15 protein-coding genes and 1 tRNA gene are annotated in these 21,011 nt (G+C 73.0%); 3 read left to right on the plus strand and 13 right to left on the minus strand.

All coding sequences use genetic code 11. From position 1 onward, the window contains the following. Window positions 1–10 precede the first annotated feature (10 nt). From AB0Q90_RS11910 to AB0Q90_RS11935, 6 genes are all read right to left on the minus strand, one after another. Entirely contained in the window at window positions 11–3,484 is a 3,474-nt protein-coding gene (locus AB0Q90_RS11910) for a hypothetical protein (RefSeq protein ID WP_363160552.1), read from the minus strand. Then, the gene (locus tag AB0Q90_RS11915; RefSeq protein ID WP_363160553.1) at window positions 3,481–6,141 is read right to left on the minus strand and encodes a DUF6603 domain-containing protein; all 2,661 of its coding nucleotides are present in this window, start codon (window positions 6,139–6,141) and stop codon (window positions 3,481–3,483) included. The genes AB0Q90_RS11910 and AB0Q90_RS11915 overlap by 4 nt, the downstream gene beginning before the upstream one ends. Before the next feature lie 180 nt (window positions 6,142–6,321). Continuing rightward, window positions 6,322–7,311 carry a selenide, water dikinase SelD gene (gene selD, locus AB0Q90_RS11920; RefSeq protein ID WP_363160554.1) on the minus strand — a complete coding sequence of 330 codons (990 nt, stop codon included), beginning with the start codon at window positions 7,309–7,311 and terminating at the stop codon, window positions 6,322–6,324. Then, complete coding sequence (gene selB, locus AB0Q90_RS11925) at window positions 7,308–9,068, minus strand: selenocysteine-specific translation elongation factor (RefSeq protein WP_363160555.1); 1,761 nt, start codon at window positions 9,066–9,068, stop codon at window positions 7,308–7,310. Before selB ends, selD begins: the two co-directional genes overlap by 4 nt. Before the next feature lies 1 nt (window position 9,069). Beyond that, window positions 9,070–10,368 (minus strand): L-seryl-tRNA(Sec) selenium transferase, encoded by a 1,299-nt coding sequence (gene selA / locus AB0Q90_RS11930; protein WP_363160556.1) that lies wholly within the window; start codon window positions 10,366–10,368, stop codon window positions 9,070–9,072. 22 nt (window positions 10,369–10,390) lie between these two features. After that, window positions 10,391–10,486, minus strand: a tRNA-Sec gene (locus AB0Q90_RS11935). Window positions 10,487–10,595: 109 nt separating this feature from the next. Between AB0Q90_RS11935 and AB0Q90_RS11940 the strand changes: the two genes are divergently transcribed. Then, window positions 10,596–11,192, plus strand: coding sequence for a TlpA disulfide reductase family protein (locus AB0Q90_RS11940; protein ID WP_363160557.1), 597 nt, complete (start codon window positions 10,596–10,598; stop codon window positions 11,190–11,192). On the opposite strand, the gene AB0Q90_RS11945 is transcribed toward AB0Q90_RS11940, so the two are convergent. The 7 genes from AB0Q90_RS11945 to AB0Q90_RS11975 all read right to left on the minus strand — a co-directional run bounded on the left by AB0Q90_RS11945 (window position 11,179) and on the right by AB0Q90_RS11975 (window position 18,528). Further along, window positions 11,179–12,330, minus strand: a complete 1,152-nt coding sequence (locus tag AB0Q90_RS11945; RefSeq protein ID WP_363160558.1) for an Mrp/NBP35 family ATP-binding protein — start codon at window positions 12,328–12,330, stop codon at window positions 11,179–11,181. The genes AB0Q90_RS11940 and AB0Q90_RS11945 overlap by 14 nt on opposite strands. A 2-nt stretch (window positions 12,331–12,332) precedes the next feature. Continuing rightward, window positions 12,333–13,274 carry an NrfD/PsrC family molybdoenzyme membrane anchor subunit gene (gene nrfD / locus AB0Q90_RS11950; RefSeq protein WP_363160656.1) on the minus strand — a complete coding sequence of 314 codons (942 nt, stop codon included), beginning with the start codon at window positions 13,272–13,274 and terminating at the stop codon, window positions 12,333–12,335. Continuing rightward, entirely contained in the window at window positions 13,274–14,104 is an 831-nt protein-coding gene (locus AB0Q90_RS11955; protein WP_363160559.1) for a 4Fe-4S dicluster domain-containing protein, read from the minus strand. Before AB0Q90_RS11955 ends, nrfD begins: the two co-directional genes overlap by 1 nt. A 1-nt stretch (window position 14,105) precedes the next feature. After that, window positions 14,106–14,897, minus strand: coding sequence for a formate dehydrogenase accessory protein FdhE (gene fdhE / locus AB0Q90_RS11960; protein WP_363160560.1), 792 nt, complete (start codon window positions 14,895–14,897; stop codon window positions 14,106–14,108). Next, entirely contained in the window at window positions 14,897–17,326 is a 2,430-nt protein-coding gene (fdnG, locus tag AB0Q90_RS11965; protein ID WP_363160561.1) for a formate dehydrogenase-N subunit alpha, read from the minus strand. The genes fdhE and fdnG overlap by 1 nt, the downstream gene beginning before the upstream one ends. Window positions 17,327–17,338: 12 nt before the next feature. Next, window positions 17,339–17,911 carry a hypothetical protein gene (locus AB0Q90_RS11970; protein WP_363160562.1) on the minus strand — a complete coding sequence of 191 codons (573 nt, stop codon included), beginning with the start codon at window positions 17,909–17,911 and terminating at the stop codon, window positions 17,339–17,341. A gap of 77 nt (window positions 17,912–17,988) precedes the next feature. Continuing rightward, entirely contained in the window at window positions 17,989–18,528 is a 540-nt protein-coding gene (locus AB0Q90_RS11975; RefSeq protein WP_363160563.1) for a hypothetical protein, read from the minus strand. 176 nt (window positions 18,529–18,704) lie between these two features. On the opposite strand from AB0Q90_RS11975, the gene AB0Q90_RS11980 reads away from it, so the two are divergent. Further along, window positions 18,705–20,315, plus strand: coding sequence for a flavin monoamine oxidase family protein (locus AB0Q90_RS11980; protein WP_363160564.1), 1,611 nt, complete (start codon window positions 18,705–18,707; stop codon window positions 20,313–20,315). Continuing rightward, window positions 20,312–20,953, plus strand: coding sequence for a Rid family hydrolase (locus AB0Q90_RS11985; protein WP_363160565.1), 642 nt, complete (start codon window positions 20,312–20,314; stop codon window positions 20,951–20,953). Before AB0Q90_RS11980 ends, AB0Q90_RS11985 begins: the two co-directional genes overlap by 4 nt. Window positions 20,954–21,011: the final 58 nt, after the last annotated feature.

Genomic DNA, 21,011 nt, shown 5'->3' on the forward strand with positions numbered 1-21,011 from the left:
GTCTGCCTCCCTAGGGCTGGGGCGGTACGGGGCTCAGCAGCCGCTCGGCGGGCAGGACCACCCTGACGGGCTGCTGGAAGCACTGCCGGGCGATACCGGCGGCGCTGTCGCCCCAGACGAGGTCGCCGACGGCGACGGTGGGGCGCCGGACGCCCGGCGCGTGGGTCGCGTCGCGGAACTGCTCCGGCGAGTCGAACAGATGCGTCCAGTCGAGGTTGTTCCAGTCGTCGGCGGTGGTCGGCGGGTCCGGCTCGGCCGGTGGTTCGTAAGGGCGCCCGAACACGGCACCCTCCGGCGGGTCGTCCAGGCCGAAGCGCGGTTCGGTGGGCTGTTCGGCGATGACGAAGCACCAGTTCTGGCCGAGGATCTCGCCGAGCCTGAGGTCGAAGCCGAGGAAGGCGGTGTCGGGGTCGAGGCCGCCGCGGAAGACCGGGTGCCGGGCGCGCGCGTCGTCGGGCTCCTGCACACCCGGCAGCAGCGGCGCCGCGTAGATCAGGGCGCCGGGGTAGCGGCGCAGCAGGGCGGTGCGCAGGACGAGGACGACGCGGTCGGGCGGGGCCGTCAGGTGGGTGCCGAGCGCGGCGCCGGCCTGCCACTGGTGCAGGGGCGGCAGGTCGGAGCCCGCGCCCCAGAACGACGCGAAGTAGGTGCCGCGCTGGTCGGTGGGGTACTCGCGCCACCGCAGTTCGCGGCCGAACTCGTGGTTGAGGCCCACCATGTACGCGGCGACGAACGCGGGGTTGGTGACGGCGAGTGCGGCGCTGTCGGGCGGCACCTTGCCCAGCCCGGCGAGCAGCCACTCCGTGGACTGCGCGGCCAGCGGCCGCCACATGGCGTCGGGGAACGTGGGCGCCCACTGGACGGGGGCCGTGCCGTCGGGGTGCTCGATCCGGGAGGCGATCACGGCGTCCACCGCCTTGTGCGGGTGGACCTCGTCGGTCACGGCGCTCTGCGCCTGCGGCGCCGGGAACGGGTCGCGGGGCGGGACGGGCGGCACGTCGGCGGGGCGGAACACCTGCTCGTGGGCGCCGGTGGCCATGCCGTGCGTGTCGTCCGGGGTGATGCCGAGGACGGAGGGCGCGGGCAGCGCGCCGGTGAGGTCCGGCAGGCTCCCGGAGCCGAACAGGCCGCCCAGGGTCAGGCCGCCCTCGGTCTGCCAGCCGCTCAGGATCTCGTCGAGGCGCTCCGGAGTCCACACCTCGCCGCCGGTGCTCGGGGCGTCGGCGGCGCGTTCCCAGCCGCCGGCGCAGTCGACCCGCCAGTCTCCCGCCGTGCCGGTCTCGTCCCAGTCCCAGGTACCGGGGGCGCTGCCGTGCAGCGTGCCGTGCGCGGTGGCCGACTGCCAGGTGCCGTTGAAGCTGCCCTCGGACTCGCCCTGGGGATCGTCCCAGCCTCCGGCCGCGACGCCCTGCCAGGTGCCGTGGTCGGTGCCGGACTCCCAGGTGCCGGTGAACACCAGCCGCCAGCCGCCTTCGTGGGCGCCGACGGGCCGGACATCCCACACGCCGGTGAACTCGCCCCGCCAGGTGCCGGTTCCGGCCCCGCCGAACGTGCCGTGGGCCTTGCCCTTCCAGCTGCCGCCGGGCAGCGGCTCCCAGCGGCCGATCCACATGCCCTTGAGGGTTCCGGTGGTGGTGCCGCCCGCGCCGGTCAGCAGTCCGGTGGGCGCCTCCCGCCCGGACGGGAAGACAAGGCTGCCCTGCGGGGTGAGCCGGGTGGCCGCCAGGAACGTCGTGGGTACGTCGATCTCCCGGACCGTGCTCAGCCGGAACGCGCCGTCGAGCGCGGCCAATTGAAGCCGTGGGGCGGCGGCGAGCTGCTCGGTGGTCAGGTCGCGGGCGTCCGCGCGGCGCAGCGCCTCGACGGACAGCGCCTTCCAGGCGGGCGCGGCGACGGTGGACACCCCGAGCACGGACTGCACGAGGGACAACCGGTCGGCGCTGACGACGCGTTCGGGAGCAAACCCGAAGGCGACCGTGCCGTCGGGGCTGCGCGGTGCGACGGCAAGCCCCGCACCGGAGGCGGCCAGCGCGGTCAGCGTGGACGCGAACGGACGCTCCACGGCGGCCGTTTCGTGCTGCGCCGACACCCGGGCCACCCGCCGGCTGAGCAGCCCCATGGGTCTGACCGCGCGCCGGAACGTGGTCGTCGCCATGGCCGTGGGAAGGATGCTGGCGTGCACCGCGCCCGCCAGCGTGGCGGTGCCGAGCGCCGTACGGGTGCGCAGCGGTGTCGCGAGGTGGAGGAACTCGTCGGTGGTGAGGGGCTTGACGTGCCGTTCGTGCAGCCGGGCGCCGACCAGCCGGGCCAGCCGGGCGAGATCCAGGAAGCGGTTGGCCGCCTGCACGTCGGCCAGTTGGCTCCAGGCCGACGCCATCAGCGGCTCCTGCTCGCGCTGCACGGACCGGGTGCCGAGGCCGGCGGCGACCCGCCAGCGCGGGTCCAGGTTGAGGGCGTCCAGCCAGCCCGCCGAACCGGGGGCGGCGCCCGTGGCCAGGGCGTGGAAACGGCCGTAGAGCGGGGGGCCGATCTCCGGGTCGTCGTCTCCGTCGTCGGCGTGCGCGCTGTCGAGCGAGGCGGCGAGCGTGCGCTGCCAGCGGGTGCTCCGCTCGTCCACGGGCCACGCTTCCCGGGGCGCGAGGGTGGGGCTGCACAGGGCGCTCTCGACCTGCTGGACCACCGGTCCGGGCCCCGGGTCCTGCGGGCTCGGCCTGCTGATGTCCATCGGCCGGCGGCCCGCGCCGTCGATCGGCCGGTTCCGCAGCCGGTCGGCGAGGGTCTCGAAGTCCCCCGCCTCCCCGGTCGAGAACGTCCACGAGTGGTACACGGGCAGGTCGGCGTCCGCGTCCGGGCGCCAGGCGGGGGCGAGGTCCCCGCCGGTCTCGCTGTGCCCGGCCCGCCGTCCCGCCTCGAACGCGGGGACCAGGCAGGCGACATAGGCGGTGTGCGCGAGCAGCTTGCGGGGGGCGAGCAGGCGGGAGACGGAGGCGCGCGGGTCGTGCTCGTGGCCGGTGAGCGTCTGCACGTGCGCCCACAGGTGCAGCCGCTCCGGGTCGGGCAGTTCGGTGCCGGGCACCCGCAGCACCGGCAGCGGCCGGCCCGGCTCCCGCCGGGGCCGGGCGCGTTCGGCGGGTACGCACACCAGGGCCAGCCACGGCCGCAGCGCGCCGCCGGGCACGGGGGCCAGCGGCGTGAACATCCAGGGCAGGTCCGTGCGGTCGAACTCGACCATGGGGAACTTGGTGGTCTCCGCGTCCGGGGTGCCCGGCAGCGGATACACCCGCACGATCTGGCGCGGATCCAGGACCCGTACGTCCCCGGGGCCGTAGAGCTGGACCGGGACGGGCCGTTCGGGGCGGCCGTTGACGGACGCGGCGGCGGCGAGCGTGCCGCGGACGGGGGTGGTGCGTGCGAGGTCGTCGAGGTCGGTCAGGGACGCCGCGGCTCCCGACCGGTCCCACGAGGCGAAGGTGTACTCGGTCATGGCGGGGTCACTGCCTTCAGCTCGTGGGCGCGGACGACGTGCAGCAGCGCCGTACGGCCCGCCGGGGAGCCGAACGACGCGGCTGCCTCCGTGAAGGTGGTGGTGCGGGGCAGGCCGGTGGCCTCGGTGAGCGTGTCGACGCGGGCGACGGCGTACGAGGGCGCCTTGAGGGTCGTGGGCGCCGGCGGGGCGGCGTAGCGGATTCGGTCGGCGTGCACGCTGCTGCGGGCCACGGCACCGTGCGCCAGCGCGGCGGCCAGGTGCGTCTCGCCCAGTGGCCAGACGGCGCGCGGCTCGGGCGGCGCGCCGCGTGCGCCGATCCACTTGGTCTCGTAGCGCACCTGGACGCTGCGCCGGGGTGCGCTGCTGCCGGGGGTGGGCGGGGTCAACTGGCTGCCGGAACGCAGGAGTTCGAAGGCGGGCTGGGTGAGCTTCGCCTCGTCGCTGAGGTCGAAGAAGTCCGCGCGGGCGAACTGCTCCCTGACGGACTCCACCGCCGAGGTGCCGCCGGTGAAGCGCACGGCGACGTCGAACCGTGCGGGAGCCGGCAGCCGGCCCGGGCCGAACCGGGTCACGGTGACACCGAGGGGCACCACCCGCTGGCTGAAGCGCAACCGGCCGACGGGGTGCAGCAGCCGGGCGGTGTCCGCGCCGTCGGGGCGCAGGGTGGCCACGGCCCCGTCCGGCAGCAGCGGCTCCCAGGTGCGTGCGTCGCCGAGCTCCCGCTCCAGACGCTGGACGACGTCGGGCGGCGGCGGGGCGCCGATCTGCCGGGTGCAGGCCCAGTGTTCGTCGAAGGGGAAGCTGATGTCGAGGAAGAACAGCGAGAGGGTGGCCCGCCCGGCCACGTGCCAGCAGGGCGTGGGCCCCTCGACCCGCACCCGCAGGTCGACGGAGCACAGGCTGCGCCCGGCGAAGCGGAGGTGGAAGGAGCCGTACAGATCGAGGACGACGCCGAAGCTGGGCTCCCAGCGCAGCAGCGCGTCGAAGCCGAGCTGGCCGCTGACCCCGGTGTCGGAGCTGCCGATGACGGCGGTCAGCCGGGCGCCGGCCTGCACGGTGCCCGGGGTGATGGCGAAGTAGCCGGAGAAGACGATGCTCAGGCCGGGCGAGTCGGCGATCGCGATCGACAGCCGCCGCGGCACCGGGAATCCGGCGGGCGCCGGGAAGGCGGGATGGAACCCGCCGGCGCTGAGCACGAACGCGGCGTCCGAACCTGTCTTGATCCGCAGCGCGATCCCGCCGTCGATCCCGGCGCTCAGCAGCCGCGAGCCCGCGAGATCGGCGATGACCTCCACCAGGCCCGCCGCCGTGTCGACGACGCCCGCCACGGACGCCCGCAGGTCCAGGATCGGCGCCTCGGGTGCGGGCAGGGCGATCCTGAGCCGGCCGAGCAGCGCCACGACACCGCTGGGCAGCTCCAGTACGAGCCCGACATCGGCGGTGAGGAACGACACCGGACGGCCCCAGCCCAGCCGGAACGTCGGTCCGACGACCACGCTGCCGCGCTGGGTGCGGAACACGGCGGCGAGGGTGTCCAGGATCTGCGGGGCCGCCCGGGCGGCGTCGTCGGGGAACAGGATCCGGTCCAGATGGCCCGACTGGACCGCCGAGGCCAGCCCGGCCCGGTCGATGGCGTGCCCGATGCCGACGATCCCGCCGACGGCGTTGAGCGTGAACGCGAGCCCCAACTCGACGGGCGGGGTGAAGCGGGCGCTCAGCGCGACCAGCAACGACCCCTCCCGCGGGCGCAGGATGCCGAACGCCCGCACCTCCACGACCCCCAGGCTCAGGGCCAGGGCGCCGCGGTATTCGCCCGCACGCCGCTCCAGGAAGCCGCCGCCCCTGGCCGGGCCCACCGCCATGCTCAGACCCAGTCCGTGCGGGGCGACCGGCGTCGCGGCGGCTCCCGGGGTCACCTCGCTGCCGATGCCGTCCAGGGTGGCGTCGGCCAGCCCGAGGAGGGTGGCGCCGAAGGAGGCGGTGAACCTCAACGCGGCGCCGGCCGGGGACAGATACAGGGCGGGCGCGCGCAGCCCGGGCGGGGCGCCGCGCAGCGGCAGGGCGATGCCGTTGCGTCCGCCGCCCTCGAAGCGCACGCCCTGAGCGTCGAAGCGCGCCTGCAGGTCGCCCTCCAGCATCAGCCCGCCCGGCGCGAGGAGGGCGAGCAACTCGTCGCCGGGCAGGGTGAGTTGCACCCCGCGCACGGACAGCCGCAGGAAGGCCGCGGCCGGGTCCGGCGGCACGGTGAGGGTGAGGGTGATGTCCTGCCGTACCCGCAGGATGTCCGCGAGGCGGAGCGTGCCGAGGTTCACCACGAACGACAGCTCGGGCGGCAGCGTGGTGGCCAGCACGCGGACGTCGTCCGCCGTGGCCGTGACGACGTCCGGCACGGTCAGGCTCCAGGCCGGGACCACGTCGTCCGCCGCGCGTCCCAGCAGCGCCAGCAGCCGGGGCCACAGGTCGCCCGCCCGGTCGGCGTCCGGGGCGCCGAGGCCGGACAGCAGTGTCGCGGGCGTCAGCCGGGCGTCGGGGAGTCCGAGGGCCTCGGCCAGTTTCGCGCGCCGCTGGGCGGGGTCGAGGGAGCCGAGGGTGCCGATGGCTCCGGCCAGTTGGGTGCGCAGTCTGGCGGCGAGATCGGCGACCGTTCCGCTCATGACGCGGCACCCCCTCCCGGCCGGGGACGGCATCGCCTTGCCCGGCGCGTGTCCCCCGACCGCTGCGGAGGCCCGAGTGTAGGGCGGCCGCGAGCCTTGGCGGAATCCTTCTGACAATCGCTATCGAGTTCGACAAAAGACCAGGTGGGGGCGGGTGTTGCGGGTGTGCACGGAGGGACTTCAGCGCACGACGACCACGTGCTCCCCGCGCGGTAGGAGTTCACCCACGACCGGCCACCCGGGCAGCTCGCCCGCGACGAGCAGCCCGCCGGAGGTCTGGGCGTCGGCGAGCAGCAGCGCCGCCTCCTCGCCCACCGCCGACAGATCGGTGTGCGGGGCCACCCACTCCAGGTTGCGACGCGTCCCGCCACTGACGTAGCCGTCCCGCAGCGCCTCCCGGGCACCCGCCAGGAAGGGCACGGCCGCGGCGTCCACCACGGCGGTGACGTCGCTCGCCCGGGCCAGCTTGTAGAGGTGGCCGAGCAGACCGAAGCCGGTGACGTCGGTCGCACAGCGGATCCCGGTGGCGAGGGCGGCCTGCGCGGCGTCGCGGTTGAGCCGGGTCATCGTGGCCACCGCCTCCGGGAAGACCTCGCCGGTCGCCTTGTGCCGGCTGTTCAGCACCCCGATGCCGAGCGGCTTGGTGAGGGTGAGGGGCTGTCCGGGGCGCCCGGCGTCATTGCGCAGCAGCCGGCCGGGGTCGGCGATCCCGGTGACGGCCAGACCGTACTTGGGCTCGGGGTCGTCGATGCTGTGCCCGCCCGCGAGATGGCAACCGGCCTCCCTGGTGACGGCCAGGCCACCGCGCAGGACCTCGCCGGCCAGCTCGAACGGCAGCACCTCCCGCGGCCAGCCCAGCAGATTGACCGCGGCCAGCGGCCGGCCGCCCATCGCGTACACGTCGGACAGCGCGTTCGCGGCCGCGATCCGGCCCCAGTCGTAGGCGTCGTCCACCACCGGCGTGAAGAAGTCCGTGGTCGCCACCACCGCCAGCCCGTCGTCGACACGGACGACCGCGGCATCGTCGCCGGTGTCGAGACCGACCAGCAGATCGCCGCCGACCGGCGCCGCGTCGGCCAGCCCGCGGACCATCTCCTCCAGCTCGCCCGGCGGGATCTTGCAGGCACAACCGCCGCCGTGCGCGTACTGCGTGAGCCGGAACACCGTCATCGCCCCCGTATGCGTCGCCGGTCGTCGGGAAGCCGCTGGGTGACGCCCTGCCGGTCCAGCAGCTCCAGTAGCGGTACGGCGACCCGGCGCGTCGTGCCGAGCGCCACGCGCGCCGCCCCCACCGTGAACGGCTGCGGCAGCGCGCCGAGCGCCAGCGCCGCGTCCCGGACCCCGGAAGGCAGCAGTACGACACCCTCCGCCAGCCGCACCAGCGCGCCGGTCCGCACGGCCGCCGCCAACTCCCGTGGCCCAAGCCCGAGTTCGGCGAGCCGCTCGGCCTGCGGCGCGGCGAAGGGCGCCGTGGCGAGTTCGGCACGAACCTGCTCCACGGCCAGGGCCACCCGGGGCGGGAGCGCCGGCCGCTGGTCGGCCCGGACGACACGGCCGTCGCGTACGGCCAGCGGCGGGGCGAGCAGGGCGTGCACGAGGGCGCGGTCGGGCAGCCGCAGCGCGCGGCGGGCCACGTCGAGCGGCGGCCCCGGCTCCAGCGGATGTCCCCGCTGCCAGTGGGCCACGAACCCGACGAGATGCGACCGGAGCCGGGCCCACAGCCCGTCGTCGGCCAGCCAGTCACCGGCCACCGGCCGGACGGTCACGGCCACCCCCATCCGTTCGAGGTCCGCCCGCCGCACGAGACCGCGCCGCCGCAGTTCCGCGTACTGGTCGGCCCGCCCGTCCACCGTGTCGAGGACCTTCGCACGGGCGCCGGCCGCCCCGCGCCGCACCAGCGGGGGCGGTACGACGTCGAGGACGGTGACGCCCCCGCTGACGTGATGCAGCCCCGGATTGCGCAGCAGAGCGTGGTCGCCGATCCGCAGCGGCAACGGGCGCGCGAGAGTCAGCCGGGCGGTGTCGGCGCCGAGCGGACGCACCTGCGCGGGCACCGCCGCCGAGCCGATGTGCAGCATCACCTGGCGCGGCAGGGAGGCGACGGGATCCCCGTGCACCCGGACGTCGACCAGGTCCCCGAGACGGAACCGGCCGGGCGCGAGAAGGGTGCCGCCGCGCCGCACCTCGTGGGGCTCGACGCCGCGCACGTTCACGGCGACCCGGGCGACGGCGTCCGCCGAGGTCACCGCACGTCCCAGCGACTGAAGGGCCCGAACCCGCACGGTACGGCCGAGCGGGGCGACCTCCAACTCCTCGCCGACGCACATCCGTCCGGCGGCCAGGGTGCCCGTCACCACCGTCCCGCTGCCCCGCACGGAGAACGACCGGTCGATCCACAGCCGTACCGGCGCCGCCAGGTCCGGCGAGGGCAGCCGCGCGACCAACCGCCGAAGCGCCGCTCGCAGTTCGGGCAGTCCCGCGCCGGTCGGAGCGCTGACGGCGACGGCCTCGACCGCGCCCAGCGACGTACGGCCGATCTCGGCCAGCGCCTCGCCGGTCGCGGGCCCGGGGTCGGCCAGGTCGCTGCGGGTGACGGCGAGCAGAGCGTGCCGTACGCCGAGGGCGTGCAGCGCCGCGAGGTGCTCGGCCGACTGCGGCATCCAGCCCTCGTCCGCGGCCACGACGAACAGCGCGGCCGGGACGGGACCGACACCGGCGAGCATGTTCGGCACGAACCGCTCGTGCCCGGGTACGTCGACGAACGCCACCGTGGTGCCGGGCCCCAACTCCGCCCACGCGAACCCGAGATCGATCGTCAGCCCGCGGCGCCGCTCCTCGGCCCACCGGTCGGGCTGCATGCCGGTCAGCGCCCGGACGAGGGTCGACTTGCCGTGGTCGACATGGCCGGCGGTCGCGATGACGTACATGTCACGCCTGCCGCACGGAGACGACCGCCTTGTGGATCGCCGCGTCCTCCTCGGGCGGGACACACCGCAGGTCGAGCAGCAGCCGCCCGCGTTCCACCCGCCCCACCACCGGCGGCTCACCCGTCCGCAGCGGTACGGCGAAGTCCGCGTCGAGGGCGACGGCCCAGGACGGAAGGCCGACGTCCGGCGCCCCGCCCCCGCCCACCACCGCGGTGGCCTCGACGGCCTCGGCCGCGATCCCGTGCGCCCGCAGGGAGTCGGCCAACTGCTCGCCGCGCGCACGCAGTTCGGGTACCGCGGCATGAAGGGCCCGCCAGGTGGGGGACTTCGGACCCCGCACGGTGGCCTCCAGCGCCGCCAGGGTCAGTTTGTCGACTCGCAGCGCCCGCGCCAGTGGATGCCGCCGCAGCCGCTCCACGAGTTCGGCACGGCCGAGGAGCAGCCCCGCCTGCGGCCCCCCGAGCAGCTTGTCGCCGCTCGCGGTGACGAGTGCGGCACCCATGCCCAACACGGTGGCCGCGTCGGGCTCGTCCGGCAGCAGCGGCTCGGGGGCCAGCAGCCCGGAGCCGATGTCGACCACGACCGGCGGCCCCAGCCGCGCCAGCTCGCGCGCCGACACGGCCGAAGTGAAGCCCCGTACGACGAAGTTCGACGGATGGACCTTGAGTACGAAGCCCGTCTCCGGGCCGATCGCGGCCTCGTAGTCCCGCAGGGACGTACGGTTCGTGGTGCCGACCTCGCGCAGCCGGGCCCCGGTGGACACCAGCAGGTCGGGCAGCCGGAACCCGTCCCCGATCTCGATCAGTTCACCGCGGCTGATCACGATCTCCCGGCCGGCCGCAAGAGCGGTGGCGGCCAGAACGAGGGCTGCGGCGCCGTTGTTGACCACGTGCACCGCCTCCGCCCCCGCAACGGCGGCCGCCAGCGCGTCCAGCGCGGACCGGCCGCGTCGGGCCCGCCGGCCCGTGCTCAGATCGAACTCGATGTCCGTCACTCCGGCCGCCGCCCGCACCGCGTCGACCGCCGCGGCCGAAAGCGGGGCGCGGCCGAGGTTGGTGTGCAGGACGACTCCGGTGGCGTTGATCACCGGCCGCAGGGCGGTGGCGCGGCACGGCAGGGAGGCCACCGCGACATCGACCACGGACTCCGGCGGGATCTCACCGCGCCGCGCCCGCTCCTGCGCCAGCGCGACGACGTCCTTCACCAACGTCCGGCCCAGCGAGGAGACGGCCGAGACCAACCGGGGGTCCCGGAGCACGGCATCCGTGCGTGGCACCCCGCGCCGCTGGTCAGTGCCCACGTCACCCACCCCGTCCGCTGCTTGGCGGAGGCGGACGGGAATCGAACCCGCCAGGCCCGGATTCCGGACCACACCGGTTTTGAAGACCGGGAGGGGCACCAGCCGCCTAGACGCCTCCGCAGCCCACCTTGGCCCAACGGGCGGAACTGTCAACCGGCGCGGCAGAGAAAGCTGCTTCGAGCCGAGGGGGTGACTCCGTCACCACGGGCTCATGGGAGGCTCAGCACATGATCTCCAGACCCGTCACCCGTGCGGTCGCACTGACCGCGGTCGTCACTCTTGGCTCGCTTTCGCTGTCCGCCTGTGGCAGCGGCAAGTCCGGGGGAAGCGGGGCAACGAACTACGTCATGGGCGCGGACGGCATCGAAACGGTCGCCGAGGGAGAGCGGAATCCCGTCGGCCGGATCAAGGGCGAGACCCTTCAGAGCAAGCAACTCGACCTCGCCGACTTCCGCGGCAAGGTCGTCGTGATCAATGTCTGGGGTTCCTGGTGCCCGCCGTGCCGGGCCGAGGCCCCCTACCTCAACAAGGTCGCCAAGGAAGTGAAGACGGAGGGTGTCGAGTTCGTCGGCATCAACACCCGCGACGGCGACAGGCTGCGGCCCAAGGCGTTCGAGGACGACTTCGACATCTCGTACCCGAGCCTGTACGACCCGACCGGAAAGCTGCTGCTGTCGGGATTTCCCAAGGGCACGGTGAACCTTCAGGGACTGCCGGCCACCATCGCTCTGGACCGCAAGGGGAACATAGCGGCCAGGGCATTCGGTGCCCTCGACGACAACAGACTGCACAAGATGATCGACCCGCTGGTCAAGGAGAGCTGAACCGAGCCTTCCCGGGAGCGACCGGCGTCAGCCCGAGCCTGCGCCCCGCCAACCCCAGTCCCCGCGCGGAGAGTTGCTCGGCGACGGACCGAAGCACCCGGGCCGCCGGGGCCTCCGGAGCGCTCGTCACCAGCGGCTCCCCGGCATCGCCCGCCTCCCGCAGCCGTACGTCCAGCGGCACCCGTCCGAGCAGCGGAACGGGTGTGCCCACCGTGCGGGTCAGCGCCTCCGCCACCCGTTGCCCGCCGCCCGAGCCGAACACCTCCAGCCGTTCCTCGCAGCCCGGGCAGGCCAGCCAGGCCATGTTCTCCACGACGCCCGCGATCCGCTGACGGGTCTGTACGGCGATCGCGCCCGCCCGCTCGGCCACCTCCGCCGCGGCGTGTTGCGGAGTCGTCACGACGACGATCTCCGCCGAGGGCACCAACTGGCCGACGGACAGGGCGACATCACCCGTGCCGGGCGGCAGGTCGAGCAGCAGGACGTCCAGGTCGCCCCAGTACACGTCGGCCAGGAACTGTTGCAGCGCCCGGTGCAGCATCGGTCCGCGCCACACGACCGGGGTGTTCCCTTCGGTGAACATCCCGATCGACACGACCCGGATGTCCTGTGCCGTCGGTGGCACGATCATGCCGTCCACCTGGACGGGCCTGCCGGTCACCCCCAGCATCCGGGGGACGGAGTGCCCGTAGATGTCGGCGTCCACGATCCCCACCCGGCGCCCTGCCGCCGCGAAGGCCGCCGCCAGGTTCACGGTCACGGACGACTTGCCCACCCCGCCCTTGCCGCTGGCGACCGCGTAGACCCGGGTCAGCGACTCCGGCCGGGCGAAGGGGATTTGCCTCGTGCTCCCCATCAGCCGTTGCCGCAGGGCCTTGCGCTGCGCGTCACTCATCACCCCGAACCCCACGTCGACCCGGGACACGCCCGGCAGCCGCGAGACCGCCCGCCGCACGTCGCGGGTGATCGTCTCGTGCAGGGGGCAGCCGCGCGTGGTGAGCAGCACTCCGACGCGTACGACCCCGTCGGGGGCGATATCGACGTGGCCCACCATGCCGAGCTCGGTGAGCGGCCGGTGGATCTCGGGGTCCTGGACCGTGGCCAGCGCCTCGGTGACCTGCTCGCGGGTCGGGGGCACGGCTACTGGATGCTGAAGAGCACGGCCGCGCGCAGTGCCAGCACGCCCAGCAGGACCAGTACGGGCACTACCAACGACCGTACGGCGGAAGCCGATTGAACCGGCACGGTCACCCCTTCGCCGGTGACCGCGAGCCGCGAGGTGAGCAGTCCGCCGATGCCCGGCGCGATCCCGGCGAGCACGACCAGCCACAGCAGCAGCCACGGGTAGCCGAAGACGGGCTCCACCGCGTCCGCCGGGATCAGCGTCAGCAGGAAGACCACGATCAGCGCCAGTTCCAGCAGCGCGTACAGCCGCTCGGAGACAACGAGCTTGCCCGCACTCACCCGGGCCGCGGGCCGGTAGCGCAGCAGCAGGTGCAGCAGCGCCGCCGAGGCCGACATCCCGGAGGCCAGGAAGAGCCCGCCGAGCGCCCAGGTGTCGCTCCACACCGGCTGGTTGGACACCGACAGCAGCACACCCGTGTACCCGGCGATGAACAGCCCGAACAGAGCCCCCACGGCGACGAAGACCCCACCGGCCAGTCCCACCGCCCGGCGTACGAAGCCCCAGCGGATCCGGCCGTCGCGCACCAGCGTCTCCACGAACGACACCGTGACGAAGGCGCTGAACACCAGCAGGCCCCACACCCCGACCGACATCGGGGACCAGTACTTGAAGTTGAGGCCCTCCTCGCCCGGGGTCGTGTTCCACAGCATGTGCCAGAAGCGCAGCGGGCTGCCGAGGTCGAGGACGAGCATGACCGGGCAGACCAGCAGCGGCGGGAACGCGGCGTAGTAGCCGAGCCGGGCCGCCGGTTCGTCGGCCGGCTCACCGCGCAGCCGGAACAGGGTGGCGATGACGTACGCGCCGCCCGACAGGCCGGCGAAGAAGAAGTAGAAAAGGATGTACCAGGCCCAGTCGGGGGAGCGGACGAAGTGCTGGACCTCGCCGGCGAGGAGCATCACTCGTCACCTCCCTCGGCCTCCGTCTGAGCCTCCGGCTCCCGGCGCCGCCGCAGCGCGATCAGCCCCCCGAACACCGCCAGCACGGCGGTGCCGAGCATGCCGAGGTAGCCGCCCAGGTTGTTGCGCCGCGGCAGCACGGCGTTCTCCGCGTTGGGCAGGCGGTAGGCCTCCGGCTCGTCCATGAGCAGGAAGAACGCGTTGAGGCCGCCGTAGACCGAGTCGTCCTCGCCGTACAGGCGCGCCTCGGTGACGCCCTGGTCGTGCAGGTCGTCGACGCGCATGCGGGCGGCCCGCCGGAGTTCCTCCACGGGGCCGAACTGGATGGAGTCAGTCGGGCAGGCCTTGGCGCAGGCCGGTTCCAGGTCGCCCTGGAGGCGGTCGTAGCAGAGCGTGCACTTCTGGGCGACGCCCTTGTGCTCGTCCTGCTCGATCACGCCGTAGGGGCAGGCGGCGATGCAGTCGCGGCAGCCGTTGCACACGTCGGGCTGGATGAAGACGCTGTCGAACTCGGTGCGGATGATCGCGCCGGTCGGGCAGACCTCCAGACAGCTCGCCTCCTTGCAGTGCTTGCAGACGTCGGACATCATCAGCCAGGCCTTGCCCTGGCCGGTGCCGCTCGTCTCGTCCGGCACGTTGTCGATGAACTGCACGTGCCGCCAGTTCTGCGCGTCCAGGCTCGACGTGTTGTCGAAGCCGTCGCCGAAGACCGGTTCGTTGCCCGGCAGTTCGTTCCACTCCTTGCAGGCCACCTCGCAGGCCTTGCAGCCGATGCACACACTGGTGTCGGTGAAGAACCCGTAGGCCCGGCCAGGCGTGATCTTCGCCATCTCAGAACCCCATCACATTGGGCGTGATCTTGGTCAGGCCGTGCTCGGCCGCGTACAGGTCCAGGGGGAGCGCCGTCAGTTCGTCGACCTCGGGCACGGCCCGTGGATCGCGCCCGAGGTCCACGTCGATCAGGTACCGGCGGCAGCCGGTGCAGGCCTCGACGCGCAGGTGCGGAAAGACCGCGCCGTCGCTGTCGACGCGCCCCACCCGGGGGCCCTCCTGCCGCTCGGAGTGGACGGTCCGACCCGCCGACTCCCCGCAGCCGGCGCAGGCGCTGCCGGAGTAGCTCCAGCTGTGCCCGCACCGGGCGCAGAGCAGCCGGCGGCCCCCGCTGACCAGCCGGTCCCCGGTGTCCGCGCGGAAGCTGAGCTGCGGCGGACCGGCGCAGCGGGGGCAGTGCCTGTCGTCATCGGAGGGCGGGTCATCAGCGGAGTCCGCCGCCAAGGCGCCGCACAGCGAGGCGCGCGCCAAGTACCGTTTCACGGGGGCGAGTTCGACCCCGTCGAGCCAGGCGGCCAGCAGCTTCTCGGCGGCCTCCTCGTCCAGGGCCCGCGCCAGGCTTCCGGCGAGCGGTGCCGGGCCGTGCGCCACCGTCACCGCGACGACCCGGGGGAGCGCGCACCGTGCTGCCCACCGCGCGAGCGACTCGGGCGGCCGCGACCGTACGGCCGCCCATGTCTCCTCCCACACGTCGAGCAGCGCCAGATAGAGGGTGAGCACCTCGGCGGCGTGGGCGTGCCGGGCGCGCAGGAACTCCGCGCGCTCCCGGTGCTCCGCCCACGGCACGGCCATCACATCTTCTCGATGTTCACGAGGAACGACTTGAACTCGGGGGTGCGCGCGCTGGCGTCGCCGACGAACGGCGTGAGCGCGTTGGCCAGCCAGTGCTGCCCGGTGTTGATGCCGACGAAGCCCCAGTGGATCGGGATGCCGATCTGGTACACCTTCTTGCCGTCGATGGTGAGCGGGCCGAGGCGTCCGGTCACCACCGCGCGCACTTCGAGCTTGCCGCGCTTGGAGGAGACCCGGACCCGGTCGCCGGTCTTGATGCCCTTCTCCCGGGCGAGTTCGGCGGGCACCTCGACGAAGGCCTCCGGCTGGAGCTGCACCAGGTGCTCGACGTTCTGGGTGACGTAGTGCTCGTGCTCGGTCAGGCGGTAGGACGTGGCGACGTACGGATAGTCGGCCGGGGTGCCGAAGCGGTTCGGGCGGCCCGCCTTCTTGTCGTAGAGGTAGGCGGCGGGGGTCGTCGACACCTCCGGGTGCAGCGGGTTGCGGACCGGCGACTCGATCGGCTCGTAGTGCTCGGGGAACGGCCCGTCCGCCACCCCGTTGCTGAACAGCCGGCCCAGGCCCTCCCCGGTCATGATGAACGGCAGGGGCGCGTCGGCGCCGGGTGCGGCGTCGGGCGGGTAGTCGGGGACGTCGCCCACCCACTTGCGGGCGGAGGCGTCCCAGGCGATGCCGGGGCGCTCGGGGTCCCACGGGCGGCCGCGTGGGTCGGCGGAGGCCCGGTTGTACAGGACGCGCCGGTTGGCGGGCCAGCTCCACGCCCAGTTCGGGTAGAAGCCCATCCCGGTGGGGTCGTTCTTCGCCGGGTCCTGGATGCCGTCACGGCGTTTGGCCAGGTTGCCGCTCTCCGGGTAGTGGCCGGTGTAGATCCAGTCCCCGGCCGCCGTGGAGCCGTCGTCGGTGAGGGCGGCGAAGGTGTCAAGACGCCTGCCGGTCGTCAGGCTGCTGCCGTTGATCTCCCGGGCGATCTCGTCGAGTTGGGGCCTGCGCGGATCCCGGTAGGGCATGGTCAGCTCGCGGACCGGATCGGGATAGCGGCCGCCCTGGGTCTCGTAGAGCTCTCTGACCCGCAGGAAGAGGTCGGCGAGGATCCAGTGGTCGTGCCGGGCCTCGCCCTCGGGCGGCAGGACCTGGTCCTTCCACTGCACCCAGCGGCCGCTGTTGGTGAACGAGCCGTCCTTCTCGATCCAGTGGGTGCAGGGGAGCATGAACACCTCGGTGCGCACCTCGGCGGGGTCGATGCCGGGCGCGTCCCAGAACTCCGAACTGGTCGTGCGGAACGGGTCCATGACGCACAGCCACTTCAGGTTCGACAGCGCCTGGAGGACCTGGTTGGAGTCGGGTCCGATGCTCGTCGCGGTCATCCCGGACAGGATCAGGCCTTCCATCCTGCCGCGCAGCGCCTGGTCGAAGATGGAGATCCAGGAGGCGTTCGCGGCGGGCTTGGGCAGATGGTCGAACGCGAACTCGTTGTCCTTCGTGGCCGCTTCGCCGTACCAGGCCTTCAGCAGGCTCACCATGAACTTGCGGTAGTTCGTGCCGAAGTAGTTCACCGAGTTCGGGCGCAGCTTCTTGCTGGCGCTCTGTGCGACGTAGTCGTCGAGGGTGCGCTGGCCGGGGGCCGGGATGCGCAGATAGCCGGGCAGGATGTCCCAGGAGATCGCGTGGTCGGTGTTGCCCTGGATGTTGGCGTGCCCGCGCTCGGCGTTCATGCCGCCGCCGGGCCGGCCCATGTTGCCGAGCAGCAGCTGGAGCACCGCGGCGGAGCGGATGAGCTGGACGCCGGTGGTGTGGTGGGTGAGGCCGACCGCGTAGACGATCGTCATGACCTTCTCCGGCCTGCCCGTCTCGCCGACCAGCCCCGCCACCTCCAGGAACCGGGCGCGCGGGATGCCGGTGATGCGCTCGACCATCTCCGGTGTGTAGCGGCTGTAGTGACGGCGCATCAGGTTCAGTACGGAGCGCGGGTGGTCGATGTCGACCCTGGCGTTGCCCTCGTCGTCCACCTCGTACGCCCAGGCCTTCGGGTCGTAGGCGCCGGTCGCCTCGTCGAAGCCGTTGAACAGGCCGTCGGTGAACGCGTAGGTGTCCTTCACCACGAAGCCGGCGTTGGTCGCGAACTCGACGTACTCCCGGTGGAACAGGTTGTTGCGGAGCACATGGTTGATCAGCCCGCCGAAGTACGCCACGTCGGTGCCGGTGCGGATGCGCAAGTGCAGGTCGGCGACCGCGGAGGTGCGGGTGAAGCGGGGATCCGCGTGGACGATCTTCGCGCCGCGGTCCAGCTTGGCGCGCATCAGCCAGCGGAAGCCGACCGGGTGCGCCTCGGCGGGGTTCGCGCCGTTGACCAGGATCAGATCGGCATGCCGGATGTCACGCCAGTGGTTGGTCATGGCCCCTCGGCCGAACGTGGCGGCCAAACTGACCACCGTGGGACCGTGTCAAACACGGGCCTGTTGTTCGAGATGCACCAGCCCCAGGCCGCGCATCAACTTGGTGGCCAGATAGCCCTCTTCGGAGCTGAAGGCCGCCCCTCCGGCGAAGGCGACGCCCTCGCAGCGGTTGACGGTGTTGCCGTCGGCGTCCCGGGTGACCAGGGTGCGGTCCCGGGACTCCTTGATGTTCCGGGCCAGCTTGGTGAGCGCGAAGTCCCAGGAGACGCGCTTCCACTCGGTGGCGCCGGGCGCCCGGTACAGGGGGCTCGGCACCCGGCGCCGGGAGACGGCGAGCTGGAGCGAGGTCGCGCCCTTCGGGCAGAGGGTGCCTTCGTTGACCGGGCTGTCCGGGTCGCCCTCGATCTGGAGCAGCTCGGTCCTGCCGTGCGCCTTCTTCGTGTACGCGAGCAGGGAGCAGCCCACCGCGCAGTACGGGCAGACGGACCGGGAGACGGTGGCGCCCTCGATGCGCAGCTTCCGCCGCACGGCCGTGGCGGGGGCCAGGTCGAAGCCGAGCGAGGACACCCCGAGGGCGCCCGTGCTCAGGCCCAGGAACTCACGTCGTGTGCTGTCCTGCATCGCCGGTCCCTCCCGCGATGTCCGTAGAGGCCCCATTCTCGAACCGTGTCAGGTGACCGTCAATGCTTCAACCAAGGTCAGCCCTGGGCGAGATGGAGGTCGCCGCGACCGGTGGGGTCCTCGGGGTTGCGGAGAAGGTCCAGCAGCAGCGGACCGGCGGGTACGACCACACCCCGCACCCCGGACTCCGCCGCGCCGGCGCATGTGTCGCGCCAGGCCGCGCGGCCCTCAGGGGCCGGGACCGGGACCCAGCGGCCCACCTCGGCCTCGACGACGCCGTCGGGAAGCCGCCGGAAGACCCTCGTCCGGGTGGGTACGACCGCCCGGGGCCCGTCGGCGAGCAGAGCCAGGCGGCCCTGGCTCAGCCGCTCCAACGTGTCGAGCGTGCGGGAGAGTTCCGCGGAGCGCGTGTCCGGGAGTGCCACGACGAGCAGCGACCGGTAGGTGGTCACCGCGAGTGCCGCCGTCAACGCGAGCACATCCCAGCGTGGCCCGCCGTCGACCCACAGCGCATCGGCCCCCGCAGCGTCGAAGGACGCCGCGTCCGCGAGCCACTCACCCATCGCCTCCGGCTCCCGGGGGAGGCGCACGCCGACTTGGACCGCCAGGGGTTCCATGCCGGTCAGCGTAGGGGACTTCCGCGCTCATGACACGGATACGTCATCGGCATAGGCCCGTAACACTCCTGACGGAGGCTCATTGCGCACCTCCGGTCTCATCAACAACTCACCCCCCACGTGACCGGGTTGATCGCACAGCGCGCCCCGCCGCGGGCGCGGGTGAGGAGGAGTGGATGGCTGCGAACAGAGCGACCGGATCCCGTCGTGACTTCCTGCGCAACGTCGGTGTCGCGGGCGGCGCGGGAGTGCTCTACTCGGCGATGGGCGCACTGGGCCTCGCCCCGGTGCCCGAGGTACGAGCCGCCGACTACCGGGCGCCGCGCGCGAGCGACTTCACGCTCAGCGGGCGCAGCGCCAAGAAGGTCCTGGTGCTCGGCGCCGGCATAGCGGGCCTGGCCACCGCCTACGAACTCGGCAAGGCCGGCTACGACTGCCGGATCCTGGAGGCCAAGGACCGGCCCGGCGGCCGCAACTGGACGGTACGCGGCGGCACGACCCTGACCGATCTCGACGGGCGCGAGCAGACCGCCTCGTTCACCAAGGGCCAGTACATGAACGCCGGGCCCGCCCGGCTGCCCCAGTCGCACGTCACCCTGGAGTACTGCCGCGAACTCGGCGTCCCCGTCGAGGTGTTCACCAACCAGAACGCCAACGCCTACATCCACCACGAGAACAGCGCCGCCCTCGCCGGCAAGCCCATGCGCTGGCGCACCGCGAAGGCCGACGTCTACGGCTATGTCTCCGAGCTGCTCGCCAAGGCCACCGACCAGGGCGCCCTGGACGCCGAGCTGACCGCCGCCGACAAGGAGCGGCTGATCGCCTTCCTGCAGAACTTCGGCGCCATCAAGGGCAAGGCGGACGGCTACGCCTACACCGGCACCGACCGGCGCGGCTACTCCGTGGAGCCCGGCGCCGCCTTCGAGGAGGGCACCGTGCTCGGTCCGGTGCCAACGTTGTCCGACGTCCTGGCCAGCGGTGTCGGACAGAGATTCTCCTTCGAGCTTGGTTACGATCAAGCCATGCTCATGTTCCAGCCGGTAGGCGGCATGGACGCCATTCCCCACGCCCTGGCCGAGGCCGTCGGCCGCGACCGGATCACCTACGGCGCCGAGGTCCAGGAGGTCAAGGACCTGCCGGACGGCGCGGAGGTCACGTACAAGGACTCCCGGGGCCGCACCCGCACCTCCCACGCCGACTTCGTCGTCGCGGCCATACCCCCGATGGTCATGGCCCGCATCAAGCACAACCTCGGCACGGACGTCACCGCCGCCCTGAAGTACCCCGCCGCGACACCCGTCGGAAAGATCGGCCTGGAGTACCGCAGCCGCTTCTGGGAGACCGACGAGCACATCTACGGCGGGATCACGCCCACCGACACCGACCTCGCCACCGTCTGGTACCCGTCCTACGGCTACTTCGGCCGCCGCGGCACCCTCATCGGCTACTACAACTTCGGCGCCAACGCCCTCGCCTACAGCGCCCTGCCGCACGAGGAGCGCCTGAAGCGGGCGCTGAGCCGCGGAGTGCGGATCCACGGCGAGAAGTACCGCACCGAACTCGACCACTCCTTCAGCGTCGCCTGGCACCGCACCCCGTACATCGAGGGCGGCTGGGTGAGCTGGCCCTCGCAGAGCGGCCCGGAGTACAAGCTCCTCAACGAGCCTGCCGGGCACGTCCACTTCGCCGGCGACTGGCTCAGCCACGTCATCGCCTGGCAGCACGGCGCATTCACCTCGGCCCGCAAGGTCGCGACCGACATCCACGAGAAAGTGATGGCCGCATGAACCGGCGTACGAAGGTCGTCCTCGGTACGGCCCTGACCGCGTCCCTCCTCGCGGGCGGCACCGCGCTCGCCGACGGCAGGGGCTGGTGGCCCGCGCCGAAGGAAGTGCGCGTCATGCTGCCCGAGGGCCAGTCCAACCCGAACATCGCCAGCGGCGTGGCGACGGGCGGCGAGGTCGCCATCTACCAGAGCAGCGGCCTCGGGCCCACCGCGCTCAACCCCTCGGCGCCGGAAGGCAGTCCGGAGCGCTACACCGACCCGTCGCTGACCGAGGGCGCCGAAGGCGTCAGCATCACCGAGGCGCAGGCGCTCGTCGTGCTGCGCAACATCAAGACCAACCTGGAGGCCGCGGGGGTCACTCCGGCCGACGTCATCACGATGAAGTGCTATCTGATGAAGCCGCCCGGCGCCGAGACCGCCGACTACGCGGGCTGGAACCGCGCCTACCGTCAGTATTTCGCCAACATCGACCTGGCCAGCCATGAGGTTGTGCCGGTGCCCATGGGCACCTCCGCGCCCAAGGCCCCGCTGGTCGCCAACAAGGCCCGGCCCGCGCGCGCCACCATGGAGGTCGCCTCCCTGGCCGTCAAGGGCTGGCTGGTCGAGGTCGAGGTCACCGCGGCGTACAAGAAGCGCTGACCGGCGAGCGACCGGCCGAGAAGCGACGGGGCGGGGTCCGCCGAACGGGCCCCGCCCC

Origin of the sequence: Streptomyces sp. NPDC079141 (assembly GCF_040686775.1) — a bacterium.
GTDB lineage: Bacteria > Actinomycetota > Actinomycetes > Streptomycetales > Streptomycetaceae > Streptomyces.